Origin of the sequence: Martinezella miluonensis (assembly GCF_900094545.1) — a bacterium.
Taxonomy (GTDB): Bacteria; Pseudomonadota; Alphaproteobacteria; order Rhizobiales; family Rhizobiaceae; genus Rhizobium; species Rhizobium miluonense.
This window is the reverse complement of record NZ_FMAH01000063.1, coordinates 1-25,547: the sequence shown is the minus strand read 5'-3', so window position 1 is coordinate 25,547 and position 25,547 is coordinate 1. Positions and strand designations below refer to the sequence as shown.

The following is a 25,547-nucleotide window of genomic DNA, read 5'->3' as shown; positions in this document are numbered from 1 at the left end:
GTGGCGCGGGGCCGCAAGTTCACCCATGCGCGCGATCTGCTGCATGATCTGCTCGACCGTTACGAGCAAGGGGTCGCTCAACCCGTCGGATATCCCGACTATTTCGGTTTTGCCGATGTCAATGCAGGGGACACCTTTTCGAGATCGATCGAAGCTGCGGAGCATAGCGGTGGTGTTGTGCGCGTCCAGGACACCGGTCGTCGGCGCGGCGAGCTGAAGCTGGTGCGGCTGATCGATGCGCCGCTTCTTTATAAGCATCTCGGGCGCACAGCCAGCCGGCAGACAGCCTCGGCGGCTGGCGACGAGATGCTGAGCGGGCTGGTCATTCACCCGGCCATTCGCGAAACGGCCCTGTTGGCAATCGAAGCATGGTCGCGAAACCGCAAATGGTCTTACCTTGGCATCGAGGATGCGGTGTCGATGCGCAATGCCGTCAGGCTGGCCCAAGCCATCATCGAACAGCAGCATCTGGATCTGGATTACCGGACATTTTCCCGCCGCATCGTCGCCGATAGCAAAGCGCTGGAAAGGCTGGAAGGGGCGGTTCTGCAACTGGTCGGCGCCGTTCTCGATCTGCCCCCGGCCAGCAGTCCGCGCGCGGCGTTTGCCGCACTGGGTCTGGAACGGTTCAGCCCGCCATTACTGCTCTCAGGCAGATTTTTGCTGGACGGCGTTTCTGTTGCGCCGTCGCTTTCCTATCTCGGTATTGCGCCATCGGCGATGATGACGGTCAGTTTCGATCGGCGGCCCGATTACGTGCTGACGATCGAGAATTTTGCGAGCTTTAACCGGCATTTGCTGGAGGCGGACGTAGATAGACTGGGGTTGACGCTCTATGTCGGCGGCTATCCGTCTCTGGCGGCCCAGAAAGCGCTTGCGGAGCTTGCTGCCAAGCTGCCCGAGACGGTGCCGTTTTTCCATTGGTCGGATATCGATCCGGACGGCACCTGGATTTTCAGAACCATCGAGCGAGCGCTCGGTCGCCAGCTATGGCCGCATCTAATGTCCCGCCATCTTGCGGAAACGTTCGGGGAGGCGATGACAAGCCGCATCAAACTGCGAAAAGGGAACGTCGCGGGGTCTATGATAGCAGATCTTGTCGATTATCTTACCCAGCCAGACGCAAAGATCATGGAACAGGAGCAAATCGATCCTAAGATTCCAAACAGAAGCTAATTACTTTGATGGGCGTCATTTGTGATGCATACATCGACAGGCGTGTGCAGATAATTTGACTCAACCCTTGAATGTGGGCGTGTGGAATCATTGTGATGTATCGAGCGAGCTGCTGAAAACATCACTTTAGAAAGCCCGTATTGTGAATAGCGCCGGACTGGCTGATGACAGCTAAGGAACAGAACTGCCTGCTGGACGCACGTTGTCATGCAAAGAGTGAGCGCGCTACGCCAGGAATGTATATCACGGAAGGCCGGTATTGTGATCGCCCATCCCGGCGTAGAGTATCGTGCGATGCAGCACCTCTTTGAGAGTGAATTTGCTCACAGACGATATTGCAAGTCTCCCTGCCATCAGGCCCCGCAACCAAATACCAAATGCCTCACCACAACCCTACAAGTTGCCTTATCGCCGGCGATAGTATCTCCTCGTCCTGCCGACGATAACCTGAAACAGGCTGTTGTCAGCGCTCATAGTCCCCGGGTGCGAGCCAGAAACTGCTTCGTCCCGGCTGTATAGGCCTCCTTTGCCCAATCATCTCGCTTTGTTTTGAGCACGAGCGGATCGGCTTCTGCCGGCGGCTCCTTGCTTTGGGTCTCGTGGTTTTTGTTCCAGATCGCGCGTGCGCGGTAGTGATTGTAAAGCCGGATGAACTCTGCGACGTAGATCCGAGCGAGAGCGACGTTATCTCGCAGTTCCAGAACGTTTTCGTCGTTGGAACTCTCCGAGGCCGCGCTGAAGTTTGGAGAGCCGGTGTAGATGATCGGTCTATCCGTGTCCCCGTCGATGACGATGAATTTGTGATGGATATGTATCGGAGGGACCGATGTCTTCCTCTCTCCAGGCGTTTTTGAAGCGTCGAATTCGTCGCAGTTGATTGTTCGGAGTTCAGGGAGGAAGCCTCGCGGAGCGTTTTGACCGAACGCGGAGTAGGGAAGAGTGTCCGGCTTTTCCGAAGATCGATGGAAGATGGTTGCTGCGATCTTCGGGAGCCGGCGTGGCTGACCGGATTTCGTCGGTTTCTCCGGATCGTCGATCGAGTTCAACACCCCATAGGCAATATGATCGGCAGAATCCGCCTTCTCGAAAATAGCGTTCATGAGCGCTTCGTCTGACGCCGTGAACATGCAGAACAGGACGGATGATTTCGCGGCCTTCACGGACTCGGTTACCGTATCCAGGAAAACGCGGCTGGAACCCGCCTCCGGAAGGAAGAAAACCCGGACTTTCGTGCCGCCGACATCGTCGACTGGTTTCCACCCGGCACCAGCGGTGATTTCTCTCTTACCCTTGTTTGCCGCAAGAAGCGCTGCGCGTTCCAAATAGAGCTTTGCCAAGTCGTTCGAATGGAAGACATGCAGCAGATTAGCTTGCACCGTCTGAGCTTCAGGTGTGAAGTTGGTCGAACCCATGAGAACGGCGTCAGTTTCGCCTTCTTTGCGCGCGACGATGAACTTGTCATGCATCAGCTTCGGGATCGCATCGCGTTTATACGGCGTTATCGACTTGTTCTCAGCCAGCAGTTCGATGGCGGCATCGGATTTCGTATCGTCGCCCTTGGAGAAATAAATCAGCGAACCGTTGCCTTCGAATTTTTCGAACGCGGGAAGGATCCATCGCTTGTCCGACAAATGATAGATGGCGCAGTCAAATTCGGTGCAGGCACCCAAGACCTGCGGAATGGCTTGCTCCAGGCCATTGGCCAGCCAGTCCATCTGGGCGCCTAACCCGCCTTTGATCGTCAGGAAGCTTTGGGCACTGACGACGGCGCGATTGAAGTAGATTTCGATATCGCCCTGCCGTGGTTTCGGGACTGTGACTTTCAGGGCGGTTGCTGCCGCCGCCTGAAGCTCGAGATCGTTCGGGCCCGTGCCGAGGACGGGTGTGATGGTGTACTCGAAAGTTTTCCCTTGGTCTTCGGTTTTGAGACCGCCATCCCACCAGTTGAATTTCTGGATTGGCGCAACATCGCTGCCTTTTGGCTCAGCGCCGGGCTCAATGGGCGAGAAGTCCAGCTTGTTGAAAAGATATTGAGGTTCGCCTGTCTTCGTGTAGCCCGGTGCCCTTTGTATCGCGAAGCCAAGAAAATCCGGATGGGCGGTACCATCAGGCCAATCGAAGGCCAAGAGAATGCAACTCGGACTTTCGTATGCCTTGGCTGTTACGCTTCCCATTTTCTCCCCTCCGAGATAGCTGAGGCATTAGTCTCGTCTGATATACAACCATCAAATGACGCATCCATGAAGGGCATCTTTATCTTGGTCGCAACCCTTCGATCCGTGATCGGCTCTTGGCGCGCTGTTTAGGTGTTCACGAGATCCATGCAAGGCAGCGCGCATCAGCTGAGATCGCGTTGTTGCATGAGAGCGATGCTCGTCGCTGACGATGCGCTTCGAGAAGCAACCCTGCCTCATATTTTGAAATCTAGGGCAGACAAATGGGGATCGCCGAACCATTCGGGGTGCCGTACGGCGATCTTTGGAAGAAGCCTCCAGTCTATGCCCGACGAGATCGTTGTCGAGGAACTCTATTCGCCGCAGGACGCGATGAACTGGTTCGGTGTGCAAGCCGGCAGCTTGACCACGCCCGCTCGCGAGCGGCACCGCATTCCTACGCCTCGGCCGGCAAGCAGCTCCACTTCCTCTGCCATCCAGACGACCATGCTCGCCGTTACCTTCATGATGGAATGTGAGCAAGCGTAAGGACCAATCGGTCCCGGGCATGGGTTGAGCCGAACGGGATCAATATCAGTCCACTCACTGCCGCTTGGCGGCAGTGAGTGGGTCCGCCGCTGGCACCTTTGGGGCGTGTCGGTGACTTTGGCGACTGTATAAACCAGGCTAGACGAGGAGGATATTTACCTCCTCGTCTCAGCCAATCGCGGCGGCTTGCTCCTTAGAGAAGATGCGATCGAGCGAAGGCGCCAGGCGCAGAAGCTCGCGCGTGTATGCATGCTGCGGTGCCGAAAACAGGGTTTCCGTGTCGGCAAGCTCGACGATCTCGCCCGCCTTCATCACCGCCACGCGGTCGCACATCTGGCGGATGACCGCGAGATCATGGCTGATGAAGAGGATCGACAGCCCGGCAAGATCGCGCAGATCCTTCAGGAGATTGAGGATCTGCGCCTGCACGGAGACGTCGAGGGCCGAGGTCGGTTCGTCGCATATCAGCATCGTCGGTCGCGGTCCGAGCGCTCTCGCGATCGCGATACGCTGGCGCTGGCCGCCGGAGAAGGCGTGCGAGAAACGCGAGCCGGCATCGGCCGGCAGACCGACCGCCTCGAGCAATGTCCTGGCATCAAGCTGGGCCTGTTCGGCATTCGCGGCGAGTTTGTAGAAGAGGATAGGCTCCGCGATCGCCGAGTTGATCCGCAGGCGCGGATTGAGCGCAGAGTAGGGATCCTGAAACACCATCTGCATCGATCGGCGAACGGATTGGTCGCGGTTGCGCGCAAGCGGCGTTCCCTGGAAATCGATGCTGCCCGACGTCTGCGCCACCAGGCCGGCGATGGTATTTGCGACGGTCGTCTTGCCGCAGCCAGATTCGCCGACAAGGCCGAAGATCTCGCCGCGGCGCACATCGAAGGATACCTCCTTCACCGCCTTGAAGACCGAGGCCTTTCGGCCCGCCAGGAGCGAATGCTTGCCATATTCGACGCAGAGATCGCGGACGTTAAGAACGACGTCTTTGGTTGTCGCAGTGCCGTTCTCAACGCTTTTTCGGCGCACGCTCTCGCGGGCATCCAGCGTGACCTTGGTCTCCTCGCTTGGAACCGGCAGGCGATCGAGCCTGACGTCGATCGGTGGAACGGCGGCGATCAGCGTGCGGGCATAGGGCGCCTTCGGCGCGGTCAGCACCTCGCGCGTCGGCCCGCTCTCGACCATGCAGCCGTTCTGCATGATTGTTACGCGGTCGGCAATTTCGGCGACGACGCCCATATTGTGCGTCACGAGCAGAACGCCGACCCGCCGCTCGTTTGCGAGATCGCGGATGAGCTTGAGGATCTGCGCCTGCACCGACACGTCGAGCGCCGTCGTCGGTTCGTCGGCGACGATCAACCTGGGGTCGCAGGCAAGCGCCGTTGCAATGACGACACGCTGACGCTGGCCGCCCGACAGCTGATGCGGATAGCTGCCGAGCCTGCGTTCCGGTTCCGGAATGCCGACGGCTTTCATCAGTTCGAGTGCGCGGGCACGGGCTTGCCGGCGATCGATCTTCAGATGCGCCAGCATGCCCTCGCACAACTGGCTTTCAACCGTAAACAGCGGGTTGAGGCTGGTCATGGGGTCCTGAAAGATCGCGCCGACATCGCGGCCGGGAATGATGCCTTCCGTGCGGCCGGTGCGCACATCGATGGGTTTGCCGTCAATCACGATCGATCCCGCGGCGATCCGGCCAGGCGCCTGCAGGAGGCCCATGAGCGCGTTGCCGACGGTGGTCTTGCCGGCGCCGGACTCGCCCACCAGGGCATGGATTTCGCCCGGGGCGATGGTCAGGTTGATGTCGTTGACGGCGACCAGCGTTTCGCCGTTGGCGAGCGGGTACTCGACCCGCAAATTCCTGATGTCGAGGGCAGGTGTCTGTGCGTGTATCATCAGCGTGCCATCAGTTTGGGGTTGAAGCGATCGCGGAGATAGTCGCCGATCACATTGACGGCTAGAACGAGGATCACCAGAACGGTGGCCGGCATCACTGCGATCCACCAGAGGCCGGAAAACAGGAACTCATTGCCTATCCGGATCAGCGTGCCGAGCGAGGGATAGGTCGGCGGCATGCCGGCGCCGAGAAACGACAGCGTCGCTTCGGTGAGGATGGCACCGGCAAGATTGATGGTGGCAATGACCATTACCGCGCTTATGACGTTCGGGAGGATGTGCCGGATCATGATGCGGCGCGACGGTAGCCCTATCACCTTTGCCGCTCGCACATAGTCTCTGGAGACCTCGACCATGGAGGAAGCCCTGACGGTACGGGCATATTGCACCCACTCGTTGATGGCGATCGCAAAGACCAGGATGGCCGGCGCCCAGGTGAGGACCGTATCGGCGTCCAGCTGCGCCTTGGCTATACCGCTGATAAGGAGCGCCACGAGGATTGTCGGGAAGCTGACAAGCACATCGGCGATCCGCATCACGATGCTGTCGACCCGTCCGCCGAAAAAGCCGGCGATCAGACCGAGAAGAACGCCCATCACAGCGGCGAACAGCACGGCTCCGATGCCGATCAGCACGGATATGCGCAGGCCGAACAGGATGACCGAGACGAGGTCGCGTCCCTGGTTGTCGGTGCCGAGCAGAAAGCGCGGGTCGCCGCCGTCCATAAAGGCGGGCGGGATTTCTGCATCCATGAGCGAATAAGACGAAACATCACGCGGATCCATGGGCGCGATCATCGGCGCGAAGATCACCAGCACCAGCATCGTCGTAAGAACCAGGGTGGCGACGATGACAGAAACCGGGGGAAGTCGTTGAATGAGTTGAACTTGCCTGGCCATTATCTTGTCCTCAGTCGTGGATCGATGAAGATGTAGAGAATGTCGACGACCGTGTTGATGAGAACGAACAGGAAGCCGACGAACAGGAGATAGGCCGAAAGAACCGGAATATCCGGGAAGCCGACCGCATTGGTGAAGAGCAGGCCCATGCCCGGCCATTGAAAGACCGTTTCGGTGACGATGGCGAAGGCGATGAGCTGGCCGATCTGCAGACCCGTCACCGTGACGACGGGCATCAGCGCGTTGCGGAGCGCCAGGCGCCCATAGATGTAGGAGCGCGGCAGGCCGCGCGCGAAGGCGAAGCGGATATAGTCCGAGGAGAGCACGTCGATCATTTCCGAGCGCACCAAGCGCATGATCAGCGTCAATTGGAAGAGGGCAAGCGTGATTGACGGCAGGATGAGCGACTTCAATCCGGAGACCGTGAGAAAGCCGGTCTGCCAGAAGCCGAGGTCGACGACCTCGCCGCGACCGGAAGAGGGCAGCCAGCGCAGATTAACGGCGAAGACCAGAATCAACAGCAAGCCGGTGACGAAGGTGGGCATCGAGATGCCGACGAGCGTCAGCGACTGGGTCAATCGCGAAAGCGCTCCGTTGGGTTTCAGCGCGCAGACGACGCCGAGCGGAATGCCGATCGCAAGCGACATGATCGTGGCGATGATCACCAATTCCAGTGTTGCTGGGAGCCGGCTGAGCAACAAATTGGCGACGGGTTGCTGGTAGCGGAAACTGGTGCCGAGATTGCCGTGCAGCACGCGGCCGACAAAATCGAGAAACTGAATGACGAGCGGTTTGTCGAGACCGAGCGTGGCGCGAAGAGCGTCCTTTTCGGCTTGGCTCGCGCCTTCCCGCACCATGGCGGCAACCGGATCGCCGACAAATCGGAACATGATGAAGGCGATGGCCGTTACGGCAACCATCACGAGGACGGCCTGCAGTAGCCTTGTGGATAGAATCCTGATCATCGGAATACACCTTGCAGGTGCGCGACGAGGCTCTGAAGCCCAAAGAGCGCGCTGCTTTGCTGCGCCTTGTCTTTTGGGCGATCCCGAACCTTTGTCCGGGATCGCGTGGCAAGACGAGGCTAACGGGTTCACTTCATCTGGGCGAACCAGGGGCGTACGTACTCATCAGCGAACTGAGGAATGTCGACTTTGTCGCTCATTGCCCAGGCAACCGGCTGCTGATGCAGCGGCAGGTAGAGCGCCTGATCGTGGGCGATCTTGAAAGCGTCCTTCAGCATTTCGACGCGCTTGCCCTCATTGAGCTCGGTCGAAGCCGAACGGGCCAGTGCATCGATTTTCGGGTCTGAAAGACCGTTCGGGTTGCTGCCGCCATAGGTGCCGTCGTTGGTAGCGAGAAGGGACTGCAGGACACTGTATCCATCCATCGGCGGCAACGATGCCCAGCCTAGAATGTAGATGTCCAAATCACCCTTATCCATGCGGGGGAAGTATGTGGTCTTGCTTTCCACACCGACCTCGGCCTTGACGCCGATCTTGGCCCACATGGAGGCGATCGCCAGGCAGATCTGCTCATCGGCGATGTAGCGATCGTTCGAGCAATTCAGCCCTACCTTGAAGCCATCCGGGTATCCGGCTTCCGTCAGCAGCGACTTTGCCAGTGTCACGTCGAAGGGAAGCGGGACGTCGATGGACTTGTCGTAACCGGTGACCTCCGGCGCGACCAGCATGCCGGAGATGCGGGATTTGCCGCGCATCAGCCGCTTCTGGATCGTATTCAGATCGACGGCATGCCACAGAGCCTGGCGCACCTTTATATTTTGAAGCGGATTGGGCTTGCCTGGCATGGCATGGAGTTCTGGCCGGAAGTTGAGGCCGAGGAAGATTTCGCGGAGCGACGGATTCTCGACCACCTTCAGCCCCTGCGTGTTGCTGACGCGGTCGATGTCCTGCAGCGGGATCGGGGCGATCATATCCAGCTCGCCGGAGAGAAGGGCTGCGACGCGAGTGGCATTCGAAGCGATTGGACGGTATTCCACGCCCGTCAGGTTATGCTGGGGTTTGTCCCACCAGTTTTCATTGGCAGCGAAAACCGACTTGGCATCGGGCTCATAGCTGACGAGCTTGAACGGACCGGTGCCGTTGGCATGATTGCTGGCATAGGTGGTGACGCCGGTCGAAGCGTTGCCCGGCTTCAGCGCGTCATGCGCCTGCATCCACGGCTTGCTCATGATGTAGACGGCGGCGAGGTCGTTGAGAAGCAGCGGATAGGGGCCGCGCAAAATGATGTCGACGGTGTAGTCGTCGACCTTTTCGGCGCCGATGACCGCAGGCAGATTTTCGCGGTTGCGCGAGCCCGGATCGATCTCTCGCAGGATGGTGGCGACCACGTCGTCGGCGTTGAAGGGCTGGCCTTCATGAAACTTGACGCCCTGCCGCAGCTTGAAGCGCCAGCGGGTCGGCTCGACTATTTCCCAGGACGTGGCGAGCGCCGGCTCGAGCTGCAGGCTCTTGTTACGGCGCACCAGCGGATCGAACACCATGTGATGAACGCTTTGGGTAAAACTGTCGACCTGAGCGTTCGGGTCGTACGAAATGACATCCCCGGCCGACGACCAGCGCAGGGTCTTTGCAAACGACGGCGTCGTCAGCGGCATGATAATGGCAAGCCCTGCCAAAAGGGTCTTCACATAGTTGTTCACATGAACCTCCCGTTTCACGTATACATCGTAACGAAATTTGCGTATACGATTTATCCTCATATTTAGTATACACATCATGTGCACAGTTTCAAGGTGCGAGGATTCGATTTCACAGTTCGCTGTGGAGGGCCCACAATTCCGCCGAGGGAGGAAGACCGGATGACGAAATCACTTCTGATCACGAATGGCGTGGTTGTCACCATGGATAGGGATCGCCGTATTCTTGAGAGGGGGCACGTTCTGATCGAGAACGGACGCATTACCTCCATCGGCGATCGCCTGCCGGAAACCGGCGAAGCCGTCGAGTGCATCGATGCAGCGCGCATGGTGGTGATGCCTGGTCTTGTCGACACACACGCACATGCCGGACATATGTTAATCAAGGGGTTAGGCAGTGATTCCGACCAATGGATGGACATCGCCGGCCAGATTTATGCCCGGGCGACAGATGTCGAATTCTGGGCGGCGGAGGCCTCGCTGTCGGCATTCGAGCGCATCAGATGCGGCACCACTACCGCCGCCCTATTGTTCGGCGGGGGCCCGGACATCATGCGGACCGAGGCCCCGGAAGCCGCGCAAGCACATCTCGCGGCGCTTGCCGGCATGGGGCTACGCGAAGTCCTTGCCGTCGGACCAAACCGGCCGACTGTCCCGCATATGTATCGGAGCTATACGAACAGATCGTATACAGATACTGTTGTTAATCCCGTACATCAATTGTCCGTATGCGCCGAACTCATCGACGCGTGGGCGGGTCGCGATGACCGTTTGCGAGTTGCACTCTCGCTTCCTGTATTCAATGTGCAGGAGCTGGAAGACGGCGCTGTATACGACCTGTCGCGCCAGGCCCTGGAGCTTGCGCGTGAGAAGGATGTGCCAATTATTCAAGATGGCCACCGGGAAGGCTCGATTGCGGCGAATGCCGCACGGCTTGACCTGTTCGACCATCGCTCGCTGCTGGCGCATTGCATTGAGCTGACGGAGGAGGACATCGCTGTATTGAAGCGCACCGGCGCCAAGGTGGCGCACAATCCAAGCGCCCTGATGTCGGTGTTCGGCCGCTGCCCTGCGCCCGAACTGATGGCAGCCGGCGTGACGGTGTCGCTCGGCACGGATGCCGCCGCGCCAGACCGGTCTTTCGACATGTTTCGCAACATGTTCCAAGCACATCGCTATCACGCGCGGCATTTCGAGGACGACGGCGTGCTGCCACCGACGCAGCTTCTGGAGATGGCGACCATCGAAGGCGCGCGTGCCCTTTCGATGGATAAGGAAATCGGGTCGCTTGAAGTCGGCAAGCGCGCCGACGTCATCCTCGTCAACATGCGACAGCCGCATCTCTGGCCGCCGGCCAATCCGGTCCAGCGGCTTGCCCGCTTCGCCAACGGCGCGGATGTCGACACGACGATCGTCGGCGGTCAGATCCTCATGCGCTCCCGGCGGCTCGTGCATCTCGATGAGGGCGCGATCCTCGACCGCGCCGAGCGCGCGTTCCACCAGATGATGGAGCGGATAAACCTCGTATGAACGCGTATCTCAACCTCGAGAATTGATGGGAGCAGCGGGTTATGGACGATATTCTCATTCGCAACGTCAGGCCGTTCGGCGGCGAGACGAGAGACCTTTACATTTTGAACGGCCGCTTTGCCGACAGCCGGACCGAAAAGCCTGCAGTCGAGATCGATGGCAGTGGTTACATCGCGCTGCCCGGACTGGTCGAGGCGCATACGCATCTCGACAAGACCCTGATCGGCATGGACTGGTTCGGGAACCGTGTCGGCCCGACGCGCAACGAACGGATTATCGCCGACCGGCAGGCGAAACGAGAGCTGGGCATCGACGCGCGCCGGCAGTCGGCACGGCAGGTTCTGCAAACGCTAACTCTCGGCGTGCTGCATATTCGCAGCCATGTCGATGTCGACACGGAGATCGGTCTCGCCAATGTGGAAGGCGTCATCGAGACGCGGAACGCATTCAGGGACTTGGTGGACGTGCAGGTCGTCGCCTTCCCGCAGAGCGGCATGCTGGTACGTGAGGGGACGCTTGACTTGATGGAGGCGGCGCTGAAGGCCGGCGCCGACATTGTCGGTGGCATCGACCCGGCAAGCATCGATCGCAACCCGGTACGCCACCTGGACGCGATCTTCGCGCTCGCCGACCGTTACGGAAAACCGATCGATATTCATCTGCACGAGCCGGGAGAGCTCGGTGCCTTCTGCCTCGAACTCATCGCCGAGCGAACCCGTGCGCTCTCCATGCGGGGCAAAGTCATGGTGAGCCATGCTTATTGCCTCGGTATGCTGGACGCGCCGAGACAACGCGCTCTCATTGATACGCTCGCCGCCGAAGAGATTGCCGTCATGACGGTCGGCGGCCCCTCGGCACCGGCATTGCCGCTGCGGGCAATGCGCGAGGCCGGCATTGTGGTGGCCTCCGGTTCCGACGGCATCCAGGGCACATGGGAGCCGTGGGGCAAGGGCGACATGTTGGAGAGGGCGAAATATCTGGCACAGCGTAACGGCATGACCAACGACGCCGATCTCGCGGAGACAGCGCGCATCTGCACCTTCGGCGGCGCCGAGGGTATCGCCCTTGCGGATTACGGTCTGTCGAACGGTTGCCACGGCGACGTGGTGCTCGTGCCGGCAAGAACGATTGCCGAGGCTGTCGCGTTGACACCGCAGCGGCGAACGGTCATTCGCCGCGGCCGCATCGTCGTGCGCGATGGCGTGCCAGGCGATACGCTTCCGCATGTCGGCTAGCAAGCACGACAATCACACCATGGTCTTGCCCCTCGACGGGGCGGGTGGTTCCGGCGAGCCAAGATATTGTGAGATCGCTGAAGCAATGGCAGTTCCTGCCTCTTCCGATGCGTGAAATTCTTGCCTCGCTGCATCCTTGGATATCAAAGTTCAGGACGATTATGGCTCCCAATTCCATTGATAAGAAACCGAGAACTGCTGTCTCCAAATCCGATGCGGTCTATCGCACCTTGAAACGGGCGATACTCGACCAGACGCTGGCGGCGGGGACGAAGCTTCCCGAGGATTCGATCGGCGATCGGCTCGGCGTAAGCCGCACGATCGTCCGTCAGGCGCTCGCCCGACTTAACGGCGAAGGCCTGATCGAGCTGCGCCCGCATAAAGGTGCCTGCGTCGCGCAGCCGAGCCTCGAAGACGGTCGCAACATCCTGGCTGTGCGCCGCGTCTTGGAGGCGATGGTGGTGGAGACGCTGATCGGCAGGCTGACGCCGCAGCAGATCCGGCGGCTCGAAGCTCATGTCGATGCGGAGGACAATGCAAGGGTCAGCAACGCTTCCACCTCGATCCAGCTCTCCGGCGAGTTTCACATTCTGCTCGCCACGCTGACCGAGAATGACGTGCTCCTGCGCTATGTCACTGAGCTCGTTTCGCGCTCATCGCTTATTCTCTCGCTCTACGGCCGCCCGCATTCCCCGGATTGCGCCGTCTCCGAGCACCGGGAGCTTATCGCCGCTCTCGCCCAGGCCGACCGCGACAAGGCGCGCAGCCTGATGACCGATCACATCGAAGCCATCACCACGCGCGCCTTGTTGAAGGCCACACCGGAGAAGGATTTTCCCGACTTGTTGACTGCATATGCCAGGGAAGAAGGCCTATAGGAACGAGGTCCCCGCAGAGGTCAAAACATCCCGCCATCGGCCGGAAATTTCGCCCTTGCAATGCGGCTGCTTGCATCGAAGCGCTTCATTCTGTTCCACGGCGGGTTTTTCGCTTCTGGTGGCCGCCCCTCAGATACCGAGATCGAGCTGGGGCTGTGGTTGACCATTGTCGGCCTCTTCGTTCGTCAGGGATGACAGCGTGACGCCGAGCAGGCGTACGGGTCGCTTGAACGGGTAGACGGTTGCCAGAAGCGCCGATGCCGTCCCGAGAACTTCGCCGGCGTCGGCGACCGGAAAGGGGCCCGTCCGGCTGCGCGTCGCCTGGGTGAAGTCCGAATATTTGATCTTTACCGTCACCGTCTTGGCACCGATGCCGCCGGTCTCGCAGTAGCGCCAGACCTTCTCTACAAGCGGTCTCAACTCCGCCGTCGCCAGCGCGAGATCGTCGATATCCTCGACAAATGTATCCTCCGCGCCCACGGATTTCCGGATCCGATCGGCTTTGACCTGGCGTTCGTCGATGCCGCGCGCGATGCCGTAGAAATACGGTCCCGATTTTCCGAAATGCTCCTGCAGGAAGGCGAGGGACTTCGACTTCAGATCGTGCCCGGTCTCTATGCCGTACTTGCGCATACGCTCGGCCGTTGCAGGCCCGACACCATGGAATTTCTTGACGGGAAGTGTCTCGACGAAGGCTGGGCCGTTCTTCGGCGTGATCACCGCCTGGCCGTTGGGCTTGTTCAGGTCGCTGGCCATCTTTGCGAGGAATTTGTTGTAGGAGATGCCGGCCGAGGCATTGAGCCCGGTGATCTGCTTGATCCTGGTGCGGATCTCCAGCGCGATCTCGGTGGCGATCTCCATGCCTTTGAGGTTCTGCGTGACGTCCAGGTAGGCCTCGTCGAGCGATAGCGGCTCGATCAACGGCGTATATTCGGCAAAGATTTCGCGTATCTGCTGCGACACTGCCCTATAGACGTCGAAGCGCGGCGGCACGAAGATCAGGTCCGGGCATTTCCGTTTCGCCGTTACCGATGGCATGGCCGAATGAACGCCGAAGACGCGGGCCTCGTAGCTTGCGGCCGCCACCACGCCACGCGCCGCGGAGCCTCCGACCGCAAGCGGCTTGCCGCGCAGTTCGGGATTGTCTCGCTGTTCGACCGACGCATAGAAGGCATCCATGTCGACATGGATGATCTTCCGGACGGGGCTCGAGCTCATATCGTTCATGGCGATCTCAATCATCAAACTGCACGTTCAACACGGCCTTTAATCGCCGACAACGAAACAAATGCAGAACATATCATCATTGACGGTGAGATCAAACCGGCTCTTTGCCTTGCCGGTGGGAACCTGGAGAAATCATCTCGTACAACGCATGCGGCGGATGCCATCTTGCGATGCGTTCGAGGCTTCCTATCTCTTGTCAGTCCCCGCCACGGAGCCTCGATATGGGCCATTTCTCGACCGACCAGCTTCCCGACCTGCATATGGAGATCCTCCCGCCGGAGCGCGTCGAGGAATCCTGCACGGACGCCAAGGCATGCCTTTGCTGTCGAAGGATGCGCTCGGCGGCGAGAATGGATGATGACGGCTGCGGCATATGTGACGAGTGCCTGGCACCATGATGATGAGCGACACACGGGACCCGTTGGCCGACGAATTCCCGGAATTCGGACATGCTCTTGCCCGGCTACCCGACGGTTACATGGAGGGACGCTTCCAGGGGCGCCCCTGGAGCGCGACTGTGAAGCGGTCGGCCGACGGCAAGCGGATCTGGCTCTATGGTGAGGAGCTCGGCGGGACCGACATAGTCAGCTTCAATCTCTATGTGCTTTCAGGCGCAAAGCCCGCCCTCAAGCCCTGCGAAATGTCATCATCGAAGGTCGTTGATTTCGTGCTGGGTTTCAGGCCCACTTCGGTTCGCAGATCATAGGGCTCACCATGCGCCGACGAGCGAATTGCCGACGAGGGGGATGCTTCTGAGTTTCCCATGCTGATCTTCGGCAGATATCGAAGGCTGCATCTGTTTCGGAGATTTTCGGAACCAGTTGGAGGCGATGCCGGCGAGGTCGCCGATTACTGCGTGTTTGTGCCAGTCTGCGAAACGTCGAGCCATCGCCGCCGGTTCGGACTGATAGAAGAAATCGCCTGAACTGCTGAGATCATTGATGGATGGCGCCATCGCTGCAAGCGGGCGCTGGAACATCTTCGGCGCTATTCCGAGCTCTCGCGCGGCTTCGGAAAAGGCTGGGGCCATGAAATCGATCGCCCAGCCGTCAGCTTCCACCCAGCAATGAAAATTGTCGCCGGCACCGGTCACATAACCGTCTTCGCGGTGGTCGGCAAACAGCAGAACTGCCCCTCCGAGATTGTATGCCGCAAGACCGCCTTTGGGCGTGGCTTTGATCTTGTAGTGCTGCTCGAGAATGAAGGCGCCGAATGTTGAGAAGTACATGCTGGCGAGGGCGGGATTGCTATTTTCGTTGACGACCAGGCTATTGATGACCCGATAGATCCGATGGTAGTCGCTTTGCTTGATCAACATGGTCGTTCACCTGTTCATTCTATGGCTTTCAGCCACCACTAGGCGACGACGCCATCGATGTAAACGCATAGCACGGCACAGTAGCCTTAGCAGGTGATCGACTTTCTCATCGCCATAGATTTTCCGATGCGGGTCGTGTCTTGGGATCTCGTTCACTATCGTGCTTCAAGCGCATTGATCATTAAATTGTGGAGGGAGGCCGGCCGCCGCCGCAATACGCACATGTTCCCCGTTAGGATCTCTATGCTTCAGCGAATCGCCAAGGTCTCTATTTTGGGCCCGCAGGCGATTCCGCTTGAGAGTGTCTTGATCCAATGGAGTTCTTCATGACCGACATCCGCACGCCCATATCTGGGGTGATCCCCAAGATTTCCATCGTGGGCGTTGGCGGTGGTGGCGGCAACGCTATCAACAATATGATTGCCGAAAAGCTCCAAGGCGTCGAATTCATCGCGGCCAATACGGATGCTCAGGCGCTCGCGACATCGAAAGCGACCAGGCGCATTCAACTTGGGGCACAGGTAACGGAAGGCCTTGGCGCCGGCTCCTTGCCGGATATCGGCCGAGCGGCCGCCGAGGAAACCATCGATGAGATCATGGATCATCTTCACGGAACGCATATGTGCTTCATCACCGCCGGAATGGGTGGCGGAACGGGGACAGGCGCCGCTCCGGTCATAGCCAAGGTCGCACGGCAGGCAGGGATTCTAACGGTCGGCGTCGTCACCAAGCCCTTTACCTTCGAAGGCAACCGCCGCATGCGCACCGCCGATGAAGGTATCGAGCGGCTCCGCGAAAGTGCGGATACCGTCATCGTCATTCCCAATCAGAACCTGTTTCGCATTGCAGATGCGACAACCACCTTCGCCAATGCCTTCGTCACCGCGGACCGGGTCCTCTATGCCGGCGTGAGCTGCATCACGGATCTGATCGTCAAGGAAGGCCTTATCAACCTCGATTTTGCCGACGTCAAAACCGTCATGCGTGGAATGGGTCGAGCAATGATGGGAACGGGCGAGGCGTCAGGACCGGGCCGCGCCTTGAAAGCGGCAGAGGCTGCCGTTGCCAACCCGCTTCTGGATGACATGAGCATGAAGGGCGCGCGAGGCGTGCTGATTTCCATTTCCGGCGGCACGGACATGACCTTGTTCGAGGTGGACGAGGCCGCAAGCCGCATAAGGGACGAAGTTCTCGCTGATGCCGATATTGTTGTCGGAGCGATCTTCGACCGAAACCTCGATGGAGTTTTCCGGGTGTCGGTCGTTGCAACCGGTTTGGATGGTGTCGCAGCACCCGCTAGCCAGCCTGAGCGGGTCGGCGTGGACTGGCAGTAACAGATACTCCCCGCGATCGGTATGTGGCGGATCAATTCCGTCTCACCGCCCCGCGAACTGACGGCCGATCGCTAGTGTGGCGCCCAATGCGATGTTGGGCTTCTCCGTTTGACGATAAACGCTTCAACGCGATCATGATGCATTCACCGAGCCTTTTCGGCCGCTCTCGCAACTCCTCCCGATTATGCCCTGGTCGGTTGAGCAGCTCGCAGCTGACCGATGACACGGTCGGCCATCGCTACACATCGCGCTCCGTCGAACGGGAACAGCGAAGAGAATGCTCCCACCAACTGCTTTTCGATAGCAACTCGCATCATCTTGCGTGCGCGGTGTAACCGCGTCTTGGCTGTTGCAGGCTTGATGCCGAGATACGACGCGGCTTCCTCAGTGCTCATCCCCTCGACGTCCCGTAGCACGAAGATCACGCGGAATTCGTCGGGCAGGCCATCGACTGCCCGCTCGAGCAGACGGCGGGCCTCGCCACGGGAGAGCTCGGTCTCGGGGTCAGCGACCGAGAACGGGGTCGGAAATTGCAGCAGCTCGCCCCGTCCTGATTCTACAGTCATGTCGATCTCCTCCAAACCGACGTTTGGCCGGTGGCGTCGTACGCGTCCGAGCGCCTCGTTGAGCGCGATCCGGGTGAGCCAGGTGGAAAGTTCTGCCTCATCGCGAAATGCATCGAGATGGGTGAAGGCGTGCACATAGGTCGCCTGGACAATGTCTTCCGCTTCCGCGTCGTCCCGGACGATGGCACGGGCCGATCGAAACAGGCGACGGTTGTGTCGCTGCACAAGGACACGTATGGCCATCTCGTCGCTCGTCCTGGCACGGACGACGAGATCGGCATCGGGTAGCGCTGCCAAGTCCGGCTTGTGCCTCGACGCCGCGGTGGGAATGGCAACCATGATCACTCCAGCATAATTCCGTGCGTCCACCGCCCAGCCTATGGCTGGACATCAAGCGTGCCGGTCATCATCGGGTGAAAGCGGCAATAGAAATCCACTTTTCCCGCTTGTTTGACCGTCATGCTTTTTTGCGACTTCGGCGGCAGGTCGATGTCAAAGCTCTTGTCGCGCGCGGTCGCGCTATGGCGGAATATATCATCATTACGCCAGGTGATCACGTCGCCGACATGCGACGGCGGCACCGTGCCGAATTGCATATGGGCGATGATGATTTCGTGATCGGCGGCTACCGCGATTGCGGGGCCTCCAACCACGAGCCCTGCGAATACCAACGCCGCAAGGATGCGAAACGGAGAGCGCATGGCGAGCCTACTTGACCATCGATGCAAGGTGCTCGGCATGCGTCTGGTGCTCCTTGAAGAGCTTCAGACCCGTCTGCAGCAGCGATTTCAGTTCGCCATTCTGAGCCGACGGGATCAGCAGTGTCTCAAGCGCGCCATTGACCTGCTTGTGATAGGCCACCTCGTTATCGACATAAGCCTTGTCGAAGGCTGCGCCATGAAGCTTGGAGAGTTTCGTCAGCTCCGCCTTGGCGGCAGACGACAGCGATTTGCTGGTGTCGTTGTCTTCGGGCTTGACCTTCAACTTCTTGAGGAGGGCAAGCGCCTGTTGATTCACGGCCGTGTGGTCGCGCTCCATTGTCTCGGCGAATTGCCGAACCTCGGCGTTCTTGCTCATCTTGAGAGCCTGCTTGGCGGCGGCGACGTCGATCTCGCCAGCCGTGTAGGCGATATGCGCGATCTGCGGATCCGTCGGCTTGTCGGCGGCGAACGCCGCGGTCCCAAGTGCCGCGGCCATCGCGGTTGCCGTGAGAAGTCTCTTGAACATGTTGGTCTCCTATCCTCCAAGGGGGAACTCCAGACGCCTTCGGCATCTGAAACAGCCGTTAGATGCGGTTCCTGGCAAAAGGTTCCCGAGAATCTTTTCTTGCTCGGCATTGGCGCCCGCAATCAGTGGAAACCCTACAATTATTGTCGGCGGAGCAGGCCGCTACTCCATTTGGCCGATGGCCCGACACGGTTTGCCGAATTGAGACAAAGGATGGACGGCCCTAAAACTCGGGTATGAAGAAGCCCCAGATCGCCTTGGTTCAGAAATTCCCAATGATCGCCGGCTTTCTGGCGGCCATGACGCCGCTGCGCCGCTGGGTGTTTCACATGATTGTGCCCGGACCGATCTCGGCGATGGAACCAAGCAGATGCGTCAGTTGATATACGTTCGCCAATACTGCGGTGCTGTCTGTTCCGTCTTCGACGTCGTCAGTGCGCGGGCCGTTCTCACAGCGCCGGCGATTGTGCGGACATCCTTCGCAAGGCATTGGTCGCCACCGTCGTCTCTCGAGCCTTGGGCCTTTCATCCTCCTCCTTAGAGCCTTGCCCAACCCCGCAGGAATTTTAGTGCTCGGTTGGACAAGTCGCTCCTTGCATCATGAATGGAGCTTGAACTCATCAGATACCGCCGAAACCAGTCGGCCTCTTCGGACACGGATTTCAGCAGGCCTCAGGTGAGTTCTTCGATGACGGCGCAGGTCATCTTATCGGTTTGCGATTTTGTCCCGACCCAATTCAGGCCCCCATTGCTTGCTCGATCTCCGCAGGAGCCGGCGGCAATTTCGAAGGAGTTTTCGATGTTGATGACCATGACTGGTTTCATCTCCCTCCGTCAGGCCCCCCGTCGCCTTTGTCGCGCGGTTTGGGAGACTATCCCAAGTCCTGTGCGGCAAACGCCGCTTATGTTTCGCGCCGGACGGTATATTTACCGAAAATTCACGCGAGATACCGTGCGGCTTCAGTCCCACTATACCCATTTCATGCGCAACCCGCCGCTGCTGTCAGCGATCGGGGCGCTCGCCTCGCAATTTCCACGCGATGCCGACGTCACGGTCGCATCGATCGGCTGCAGCACGGGAGCAGAGCTCTATTCGGTCCTCTATGCGATCAGAAGGGCCCGGAGCGATCTGCATCTGACGGCGCATGGCGCAGACATATCCGATACCGTCGTGGACGTGGCAAGACGGGGTATCTACCATCCGGATGTCCCGGCCGCCGAAGGAAGCGTATATGTCGCGGGCAGGGCGGAGGTCGCAAGCGCGGACGTGCCGTCACTCACCGAAATCATGCAGCCTCTCCCGGATGGATCGCTGCGGGTGAAGGATTGGCTCAGACAGGGCATCACCTGGCTGACGGCCGATGCGACCGACGACAGGCTCCTGGAGCTGGTCGGGCGGCAGGATTTCCTGCTGGCGAACAATTTCATGGGACCGATGGAAGATCCGCTCGCCGAACGGTGCCTGCGAAACATGATAAGGCTGGTCGCTCCGGGCGGGTATCTGTTCGTTGACGGAATCGACCTCGACGTCAAAACCCGCGTGTTGAAGGCGTCCGGATTGCGGCCTGTGCTGACCAATCAGGAGGAGATCTGGACCTCGGAGGGTGCGAGGGGTGGCTGGCCTTGGCTTCGCTGGGGACGAGAGCCGCTCAATCGCAGCGAGGCTGACTGGGCTATCCGATATTCCATCATCTTTCATTTGGGAGACCGTTAGCCCGTGAGTTCGCACCCGGTTGGAGCCGCGGAACGTAAGTTCATGCCGTTGATCGTATCCGGTGGAATCTGGATCGTCACGGCTAAGATTGTTTCGCAGCTTTCGCAGGTCGTGACGTTCTTGGTCGCGGCGCGCATGCTGAGCCCGGTGGAGTTCGGGCTTTTCGCATTCGTTTCCGCCATCGCCACCTTGCTCGTGGTGGTGGCGGAAGGCGGATGGGCGGAATTCATCATGAAGGCGCACGATGGCGACGATTGCTTCGACCAGGTCGCCACCATCTCGCTCGTCAGCGGCGGCTTATTTACCGCTGTTGGCGTAATCGCCGCCGCCGTCTTCTACACCCGCACGGGCGACGAAACGCAGAGTGCGCTCATTGTCCTGTTCAGTTGCTGGATGTTGCCCGCGGCGCTCACCGCGGCTTTCGATGGAATGCTCGTCGCCCTGGGCCGCCTGCGTCAACGTGCAATCGTCAGGATCGTGGGGGAGCTGTCAGGCCTGATCACCGCAGTAGTGTTGCTCCGCCTGCATGGGCATGCGTCAGCGCTGGCGGCGGCCAAGATAGTTTGCCAGCTCGTTTTGTTGGTAGGATCGATGCAGATCGCGATGCGGCTGCCGCGCCTGCGCCTGACGAGACCCATGCTTGTCGAGGTCACGGCGTTTTCGCGCCAGATTGTCGGCAACCGCTTGCTCGTCTTTCTCGGCTCCTATTCCGGCACCCTCGTTGTCGGAAGTTTTCTCGGAATAGCGGATGCCGGCTTCTACCGCGCGGCCGAGCGTGTCGTCGCCGTCGTTGCGGAGTTGCTGGGCGAGCCGGCGCGCTCGCTGAGCTGGGTGGTTTTCCGGCGTGCCCATCAGCAGCCTTTGGCACCGGGGCGATCGGTCGGCCTGGCCGGTGTCCGGTTCCTTCTCGTTCTCTTCGCCATTGCCGCGCCCATGTATCTCGGACTGGCGCAGATATCTGAGGCTGTCGTAAGGCTGGTGCTCGGCGAGGTGTGGATGCCCGCGGCGTCCATAATCCCCTTTCTTTGCCTTCGTCAGCTACTGCTTGCGCCGGGCTACATCAACGAGGCTTCGCTATCCGTCGTTGGAAACATTCGGTACCGGCTTCCCGTTACTCTGTTGAACGTCGCCGTCTCGCTTGGGGTCGTCGTCATGGTCGCTCGCTTCGGGCTACGGGAACTGGCGATCGCGCAATGCTTCAGCGCAGCCTTCGCCCTTGCGACCTGCATTGGATTGCAGTCGAAGATGGCGAATGTCGATTGGCTTGAGATTTCGAAGGGCGTCATACTGCTGATCGTGCCGCCGAGCTTCATCATGTTTGCGACGGTGGCACTCATTCGGCATGATTTTTCCGCGGATTTGTCTTGGCGGGTCGTTGTTTTCCTTCAGATCGGCACAGGCGCTCTGGCCTATGCCGCCGTCCTGATCGTCTTGTTTGGACTAAGCAGGCGCCTGCGCTGGCTAACCTTGGAATAGGTGGCCAAGGGATTTCCTTCCGGCGACCTCTTTCCGACTCCATGTGACTTCACCGGCGCTCGGTGTTTCGCCCAGCTGCCGATCGTACTACGCGTGGCGTCCGTAAAGCCTGGCGATATCCTCGCGCTTGAAGGGGGCTGTGTCGCGGTCGATCTGGTCCTGGTAGGTGCGGGCATATTGGTGGCCGGAATAGACCGCTGCGGCGATGAGGCCCGGGGCGAGACAGTCGCCGAGGCGGGTCACGGTGCGGATGCCGGCGTCGGCCCGTTCCGCGTCGCGGGCTTTCAGCTCCAGCCACAGCGTCTCGTCCGGCAGGCGCGCTGTAACCGGGACGAGGGTGGCGCAGTCGATGGTGTCGATCTTGTCGCTGTAGATGCAGGCAAGTTCCAGCCGATCTTTCGTGCGGCCGGCAAGTGCCTTTGCCGTCATGATGCGGACACCGAGATCGATGAGGCGCTTCTGCACCCGACCCTGTTCCAGGGTGTTCTTGCTCCAGGGGGAAACCTGGGATTCCGGTGTGACGAAGGTCACCGAACGACCGGTTTTCGCAAGCAATTCAGCCAGTACGCTGCCCATATAGAAGCAGTCGTCATCGAAGACGACGACCGGGCCATCAGCCGGCACCGCTTCGGCACCTGCGGAAAGGATGGCATCGGGAGAGACAAGCAAACCTTCCGTAAGGAAGGCGAGCGGCCGCCGGTGGGTGCGGCCCACGCCGTCGATACGCCACCGTGCGCCGGTGGCGATCGCCACATGCGGGATGCCGTATTGCAGCACGTCGTCGGCCGAAAGCGGACTATGCAGGTAAAGCTCGGCATTGGCACGGACGCTGAGCTGGCCGACGCGCCAGTCGCACACGCGGCCCCAGGTCGCAAGCCCCGGCAGTCGACATTCGCGCGCGACCCGGCCGCCCCATTCATCGCCGCCTTCCGCCAGTACGACATCGACGCCGCGCTGGGCAAGCGCCCGTGCCGCTTCAAGCCCCGCCGGCCCGCCGCCGATGATCAGCGCGGGCTCCGGTGTTGTGGCTGTTGCGATAATCTCCGGATGCCAGCCCTTCCGCCATTCCTCGCCAATCGTCGGGTTCTGCGTGCAGCGCATCGGCACGTTCGTATTGTCGCCGGATGTACAGATGTTACAGCCGATGCATTCGCGGATGTCGTCGATGCGGCCTTCTTCGATCTTGCGCGGCAGATAGGGATCGGCGATCGACGGGCGCGCGGCGCCGATGAAGTCGAGGATGCCTTGCCGGACCGCGCGCACCATACTGTCCGGCGAGGTATAACGGCCAACGCCGACCACCGGCTTGGTGGTGACGGACTTGACGAAACGGATATAGGGCTCCTGGTAGCCTTCCTCGGAGAAGCGGGCCGTCTGGCTGTCGTTCGACCAGTCGGAAAGATTGACGTCCCAAAGATCCGGAAGCTCGGCGAGCGCCGAAATAATGTCCTTGCCTTCGCCCTCGCAGGTGATGCCGGAAGGTCCGAGCAGCTCGTCAACCGCAAGGCGGATGGCCAGCGCGCAGGTGTCGCCGATCGCCTCGCGCGTATCGTCGATGATCTCGCGGAACAGTCGGAGCCGGTTCTCGAAGGAGCCGCCATACTCGTCGCCGCGGTCGTTGTGGCGGCGGGACAGGAAGTGCTGCAGCACGCTCATGTCGTGACCGGCATAGAGATAGACGATGTCGAAGCCCGCCTTTTTGGCGCGCCGCGCTGCGCTGCGATACCAGCGGCGCATGTCGGCGATGTCGGTCTTGTCCATGGCGCGCGCCTGCACGGGGTCGAGGCTGTCGCTGATGGAATGAGAAGGAGCAAGGGGGATCATCCGGCTGAAGCGGTTGGCGACATGCAAGCCGTTATGCACCAGCTGAATGGCGGCAAGGCTGCCATGCGTGTGGATGCTGTCCGTGACGGCGGAAAGCGCCGGCAGGTCGCCGTCGTCCCAAAGGCGCGCTTCGTTGGCCGGCGTCAGGTCCGAGGTGGGATGGATCTCCGCTTCCTGGGTAGAGACGACCGCCCAGCCGCCTTCAGCCTTCATGCCGCGCAGATGGGCTTCAGCATTGGGATAGCGGTAGCCCATGCCGGAACAGTGCGGCACCTGGTAGAAGCGGTTACGCGCTGTGACGGGGCCAATTTTGACGGGTTGGAAGAGAATATCGAAGCGGGGGTCTCGCGACATGTCATGCCATTTTGGAGAGCTGTGTTCCGCATGGTAAGCGGATGCCGGTCACCATATCGGGAACGCATAGCCAGGCAAGAGAATTGTTATATGCGCATATAATGCAGCTCATGGACTAGCAGCACGGCGTGCGCCGGCCGCGCGGGCGCAGCTGTGCCGGAAAGCGGATAACCAGGATGCTCGAGGCCTTCAGCTAAAGCTCAGAAGGCCATGCCGGTTTTCGATGGCATGGCCTGGTTCTTGGTCACTATTGCTGCAGACAGGAAGATGGCTGCTGCCGCTATCTCCGCCGGCTCTCTGTGCCGAGCTCGGCATCAATGTGATTGTATGTAGCCTGAACCATGTCGATATCGCTGAGGTGGCTGGCAACGGCGATTTCGATCATCAGGTTGGCGACGGCAGCGTCGACGCGCAGATTCTTGGTCCGCCGTGCCTTGCTCACGAGGGTGGCGGCCATATTCTCATCGCCACCGAGGGCGAAATAGAGGTCCAGCGCACTCTTGAGAAAATGCGTGCTGCGGTAAGAGGATGACTGCGGCGCAAGATCGCCTTCCTTTTGTACGACCACCGTTACCGCTCTGTTTTGGATTTCACTCATCCGAATTTCCTGCAATCGTTGAGACTATACAAAGTAGTTTGCCTATTTAACCTGCCAAAACTAGCCCGAGCCTGACGTCCTAGGCGATGTTGACAAAGTGGGTTCACAAATCAGCTTTGGTCTGATTCAAGACTACCTTTTAGGAGGCAGTTTTGGCACGTGGCGATTTGAGCGATGCAGAGTGGCGGATCATCGAGCCACTTTTACCGAGGGAACGCGGGCGCAAGTCGCGCCCGTTGCATGATAATCGGTGCTTTTTGAACGGGATGCTTCACGTGCTGCGGGTCGGTTGTCCGTGGCGCGATATGCATGAGCGATACGGCAAGTGGAATTCAGTTTACGTGCGTTTCCGACGTTGGGCCGAGCAAGGCGTCTGGGATGCCTTACTCGAGACGCTCGTCGAGCTGGGCCTGACAGACGATTGGCAGCATATGATCGATAGCACGACAGTCCGGGGCCATTCACAGGCTGCCGGCGCTAGGGGGGGACTCATAAGGAGGCTTTTGGTCGATCACGCGGCGGCTTTACGACGAAAGTCCACGCCCGCGCAGACGGTCAAGGACGCCCTCTTGGCTTTATCCTGACAGGCGGCGAAGCCTCCGATTACAGTGCCGTTCCTGGCTTGCTCGCGCTGCCAGTGGGTCGGCCCCGCCGCATGCTTGCCGATAAGGGATACGATGCGGACGCCATCCGCGAGGAACTTCTGCTGCATGGCACTCGTCCGATCATTCCGCCGCGATCAACCCGGAAGAACCCGCCACCTTGCGACTACCGCGCTTACAAGGATCGCAATCGCATCGAACGCATGTTCAACCGAATGAAGCAGTTCCGTCGCATTGCCACGCGCTACGACAAAACCAAAACATCATACGCTGCTTTCCTCGCTATCGCCGCCGCTAAGATCTGGTTGCCATACTTTGTCAACATCGCCTAG

General features: G+C 59.8%; 21 protein-coding genes and 1 pseudogene. 10 read left to right on the top strand and 12 right to left on the bottom strand.

Annotated elements, in window-relative coordinates; all coding sequences use genetic code 11:
* Entirely contained in the window at positions 1-1,176 is a 1,176-nt protein-coding gene (locus GA0061102_RS30195; protein WP_092856018.1) for a Wadjet anti-phage system protein JetD domain-containing protein, read from the top strand.
* Between the two features lie 470 nt (positions 1,177-1,646).
* On the opposite strand, the gene GA0061102_RS30190 is transcribed toward GA0061102_RS30195, so the two are convergent.
* Positions 1,647-3,350 (bottom strand): phospholipase D-like domain-containing protein, encoded by a 1,704-nt coding sequence (locus tag GA0061102_RS30190; RefSeq protein ID WP_092856017.1) that lies wholly within the window; start codon positions 3,348-3,350, stop codon positions 1,647-1,649.
* Between the two features lie 324 nt (positions 3,351-3,674).
* On the opposite strand from GA0061102_RS30190, the gene GA0061102_RS30185 reads away from it, so the two are divergent.
* Entirely contained in the window at positions 3,675-3,878 is a 204-nt protein-coding gene (locus tag GA0061102_RS30185; protein WP_092856016.1) for a hypothetical protein, read from the top strand.
* 168 nt (positions 3,879-4,046) lie between these two features.
* Here the strand turns inward: GA0061102_RS30185 and GA0061102_RS30180 are convergent, their stop codons facing one another.
* The 4 genes from GA0061102_RS30180 to GA0061102_RS30165 all read right to left on the bottom strand — a co-directional run bounded on the left by GA0061102_RS30180 (position 4,047) and on the right by GA0061102_RS30165 (position 9,335).
* Positions 4,047-5,771, bottom strand: a complete 1,725-nt coding sequence (locus tag GA0061102_RS30180) for a dipeptide ABC transporter ATP-binding protein (protein WP_092856015.1) — start codon at positions 5,769-5,771, stop codon at positions 4,047-4,049.
* Entirely contained in the window at positions 5,771-6,670 is a 900-nt protein-coding gene (locus tag GA0061102_RS30175) for an ABC transporter permease (RefSeq protein ID WP_092856014.1), read from the bottom strand. The genes GA0061102_RS30180 and GA0061102_RS30175 overlap by 1 nt, the downstream gene beginning before the upstream one ends.
* Positions 6,670-7,635 (bottom strand): ABC transporter permease, encoded by a 966-nt coding sequence (locus GA0061102_RS30170; RefSeq protein WP_092856013.1) that lies wholly within the window; start codon positions 7,633-7,635, stop codon positions 6,670-6,672. The genes GA0061102_RS30175 and GA0061102_RS30170 overlap by 1 nt, the downstream gene beginning before the upstream one ends.
* A gap of 128 nt (positions 7,636-7,763) precedes the next feature.
* Complete coding sequence (locus GA0061102_RS30165) at positions 7,764-9,335, bottom strand: ABC transporter substrate-binding protein (RefSeq protein WP_092856012.1); 1,572 nt, start codon at positions 9,333-9,335, stop codon at positions 7,764-7,766.
* A gap of 159 nt (positions 9,336-9,494) precedes the next feature.
* Between GA0061102_RS30165 and GA0061102_RS30160 the strand changes: the two genes are divergently transcribed.
* The 3 genes from GA0061102_RS30160 (at position 9,495) to GA0061102_RS30150 (ending at position 12,975) form a co-directional block, all read left to right on the top strand.
* Positions 9,495-10,862, top strand: coding sequence for an amidohydrolase family protein (locus GA0061102_RS30160; protein ID WP_092856011.1), 1,368 nt, complete (start codon positions 9,495-9,497; stop codon positions 10,860-10,862).
* A 41-nt stretch (positions 10,863-10,903) separates the two neighbouring features.
* A complete protein-coding gene (locus tag GA0061102_RS30155) occupies positions 10,904-12,097 on the top strand; it encodes an amidohydrolase family protein (RefSeq protein ID WP_092856009.1) in 1,194 nt (397 codons plus the stop codon).
* Between the two features lie 161 nt (positions 12,098-12,258).
* Positions 12,259-12,975, top strand: a complete 717-nt coding sequence (locus GA0061102_RS30150) for a GntR family transcriptional regulator (RefSeq protein ID WP_092856027.1) — start codon at positions 12,259-12,261, stop codon at positions 12,973-12,975.
* Positions 12,976-13,104: 129 nt separating this feature from the next.
* On the opposite strand, the gene dinB is transcribed toward GA0061102_RS30150, so the two are convergent.
* Positions 13,105-14,202 carry a DNA polymerase IV gene (gene dinB, locus GA0061102_RS30145; RefSeq protein ID WP_092856025.1) on the bottom strand — a complete coding sequence of 366 codons (1,098 nt, stop codon included), beginning with the start codon at positions 14,200-14,202 and terminating at the stop codon, positions 13,105-13,107.
* Between the two features lie 382 nt (positions 14,203-14,584).
* On the opposite strand from dinB, the gene GA0061102_RS30140 reads away from it, so the two are divergent.
* Complete coding sequence (locus GA0061102_RS30140) at positions 14,585-14,908, top strand: hypothetical protein (protein ID WP_425348580.1); 324 nt, start codon at positions 14,585-14,587, stop codon at positions 14,906-14,908.
* 3 nt (positions 14,909-14,911) lie between these two features.
* Here the strand turns inward: GA0061102_RS30140 and GA0061102_RS30135 are convergent, their stop codons facing one another.
* Positions 14,912-15,520: a DUF2026 family protein gene (locus tag GA0061102_RS30135; protein ID WP_092856005.1), complete on the bottom strand. Its 609-nt coding sequence runs from the start codon at positions 15,518-15,520 to the stop codon at positions 14,912-14,914.
* Positions 15,521-15,846: 326 nt separating this feature from the next.
* On the opposite strand from GA0061102_RS30135, the gene ftsZ reads away from it, so the two are divergent.
* A complete protein-coding gene (ftsZ, locus tag GA0061102_RS30130; protein WP_092856023.1) occupies positions 15,847-16,854 on the top strand; it encodes a cell division protein FtsZ in 1,008 nt (335 codons plus the stop codon).
* 182 nt (positions 16,855-17,036) lie between these two features.
* On the opposite strand, the gene GA0061102_RS30125 is transcribed toward ftsZ, so the two are convergent.
* Genes GA0061102_RS30125 through GA0061102_RS30115 form a run of 3 tightly spaced genes read right to left on the bottom strand, consistent with a single transcriptional unit; the run spans position 17,037 to position 18,647 of the window.
* Positions 17,037-17,759, bottom strand: a complete 723-nt coding sequence (locus GA0061102_RS30125) for an RNA polymerase sigma factor (RefSeq protein WP_092856003.1) — start codon at positions 17,757-17,759, stop codon at positions 17,037-17,039.
* Between the two features lie 38 nt (positions 17,760-17,797).
* Positions 17,798-18,121, bottom strand: coding sequence for a cupredoxin domain-containing protein (locus GA0061102_RS30120; RefSeq protein ID WP_092856001.1), 324 nt, complete (start codon positions 18,119-18,121; stop codon positions 17,798-17,800).
* Between the two features lie 7 nt (positions 18,122-18,128).
* Complete coding sequence (locus tag GA0061102_RS30115; protein ID WP_092855999.1) at positions 18,129-18,647, bottom strand: DUF4142 domain-containing protein; 519 nt, start codon at positions 18,645-18,647, stop codon at positions 18,129-18,131.
* A gap of 952 nt (positions 18,648-19,599) precedes the next feature.
* Here GA0061102_RS30115 and GA0061102_RS30110 point away from each other — a divergent pair.
* Positions 19,600-20,361 (top strand): CheR family methyltransferase, encoded by a 762-nt coding sequence (locus GA0061102_RS30110; RefSeq protein WP_245298183.1) that lies wholly within the window; start codon positions 19,600-19,602, stop codon positions 20,359-20,361.
* A gap of 42 nt (positions 20,362-20,403) precedes the next feature.
* Complete coding sequence (locus GA0061102_RS30105) at positions 20,404-21,837, top strand: oligosaccharide flippase family protein (protein ID WP_092855995.1); 1,434 nt, start codon at positions 20,404-20,406, stop codon at positions 21,835-21,837.
* A gap of 87 nt (positions 21,838-21,924) precedes the next feature.
* Here the strand turns inward: GA0061102_RS30105 and GA0061102_RS30100 are convergent, their stop codons facing one another.
* Positions 21,925-24,015 (bottom strand): oxidoreductase, encoded by a 2,091-nt coding sequence (locus tag GA0061102_RS30100; RefSeq protein ID WP_092855993.1) that lies wholly within the window; start codon positions 24,013-24,015, stop codon positions 21,925-21,927.
* A 280-nt stretch (positions 24,016-24,295) separates the two neighbouring features.
* Entirely contained in the window at positions 24,296-24,613 is a 318-nt protein-coding gene (locus GA0061102_RS30095; protein ID WP_092855991.1) for a hypothetical protein, read from the bottom strand.
* 152 nt (positions 24,614-24,765) lie between these two features.
* Between GA0061102_RS30095 and GA0061102_RS34135 the strand changes: the two are divergent.
* Positions 24,766-25,547, top strand: a pseudogene (locus GA0061102_RS34135) (IS5 family transposase).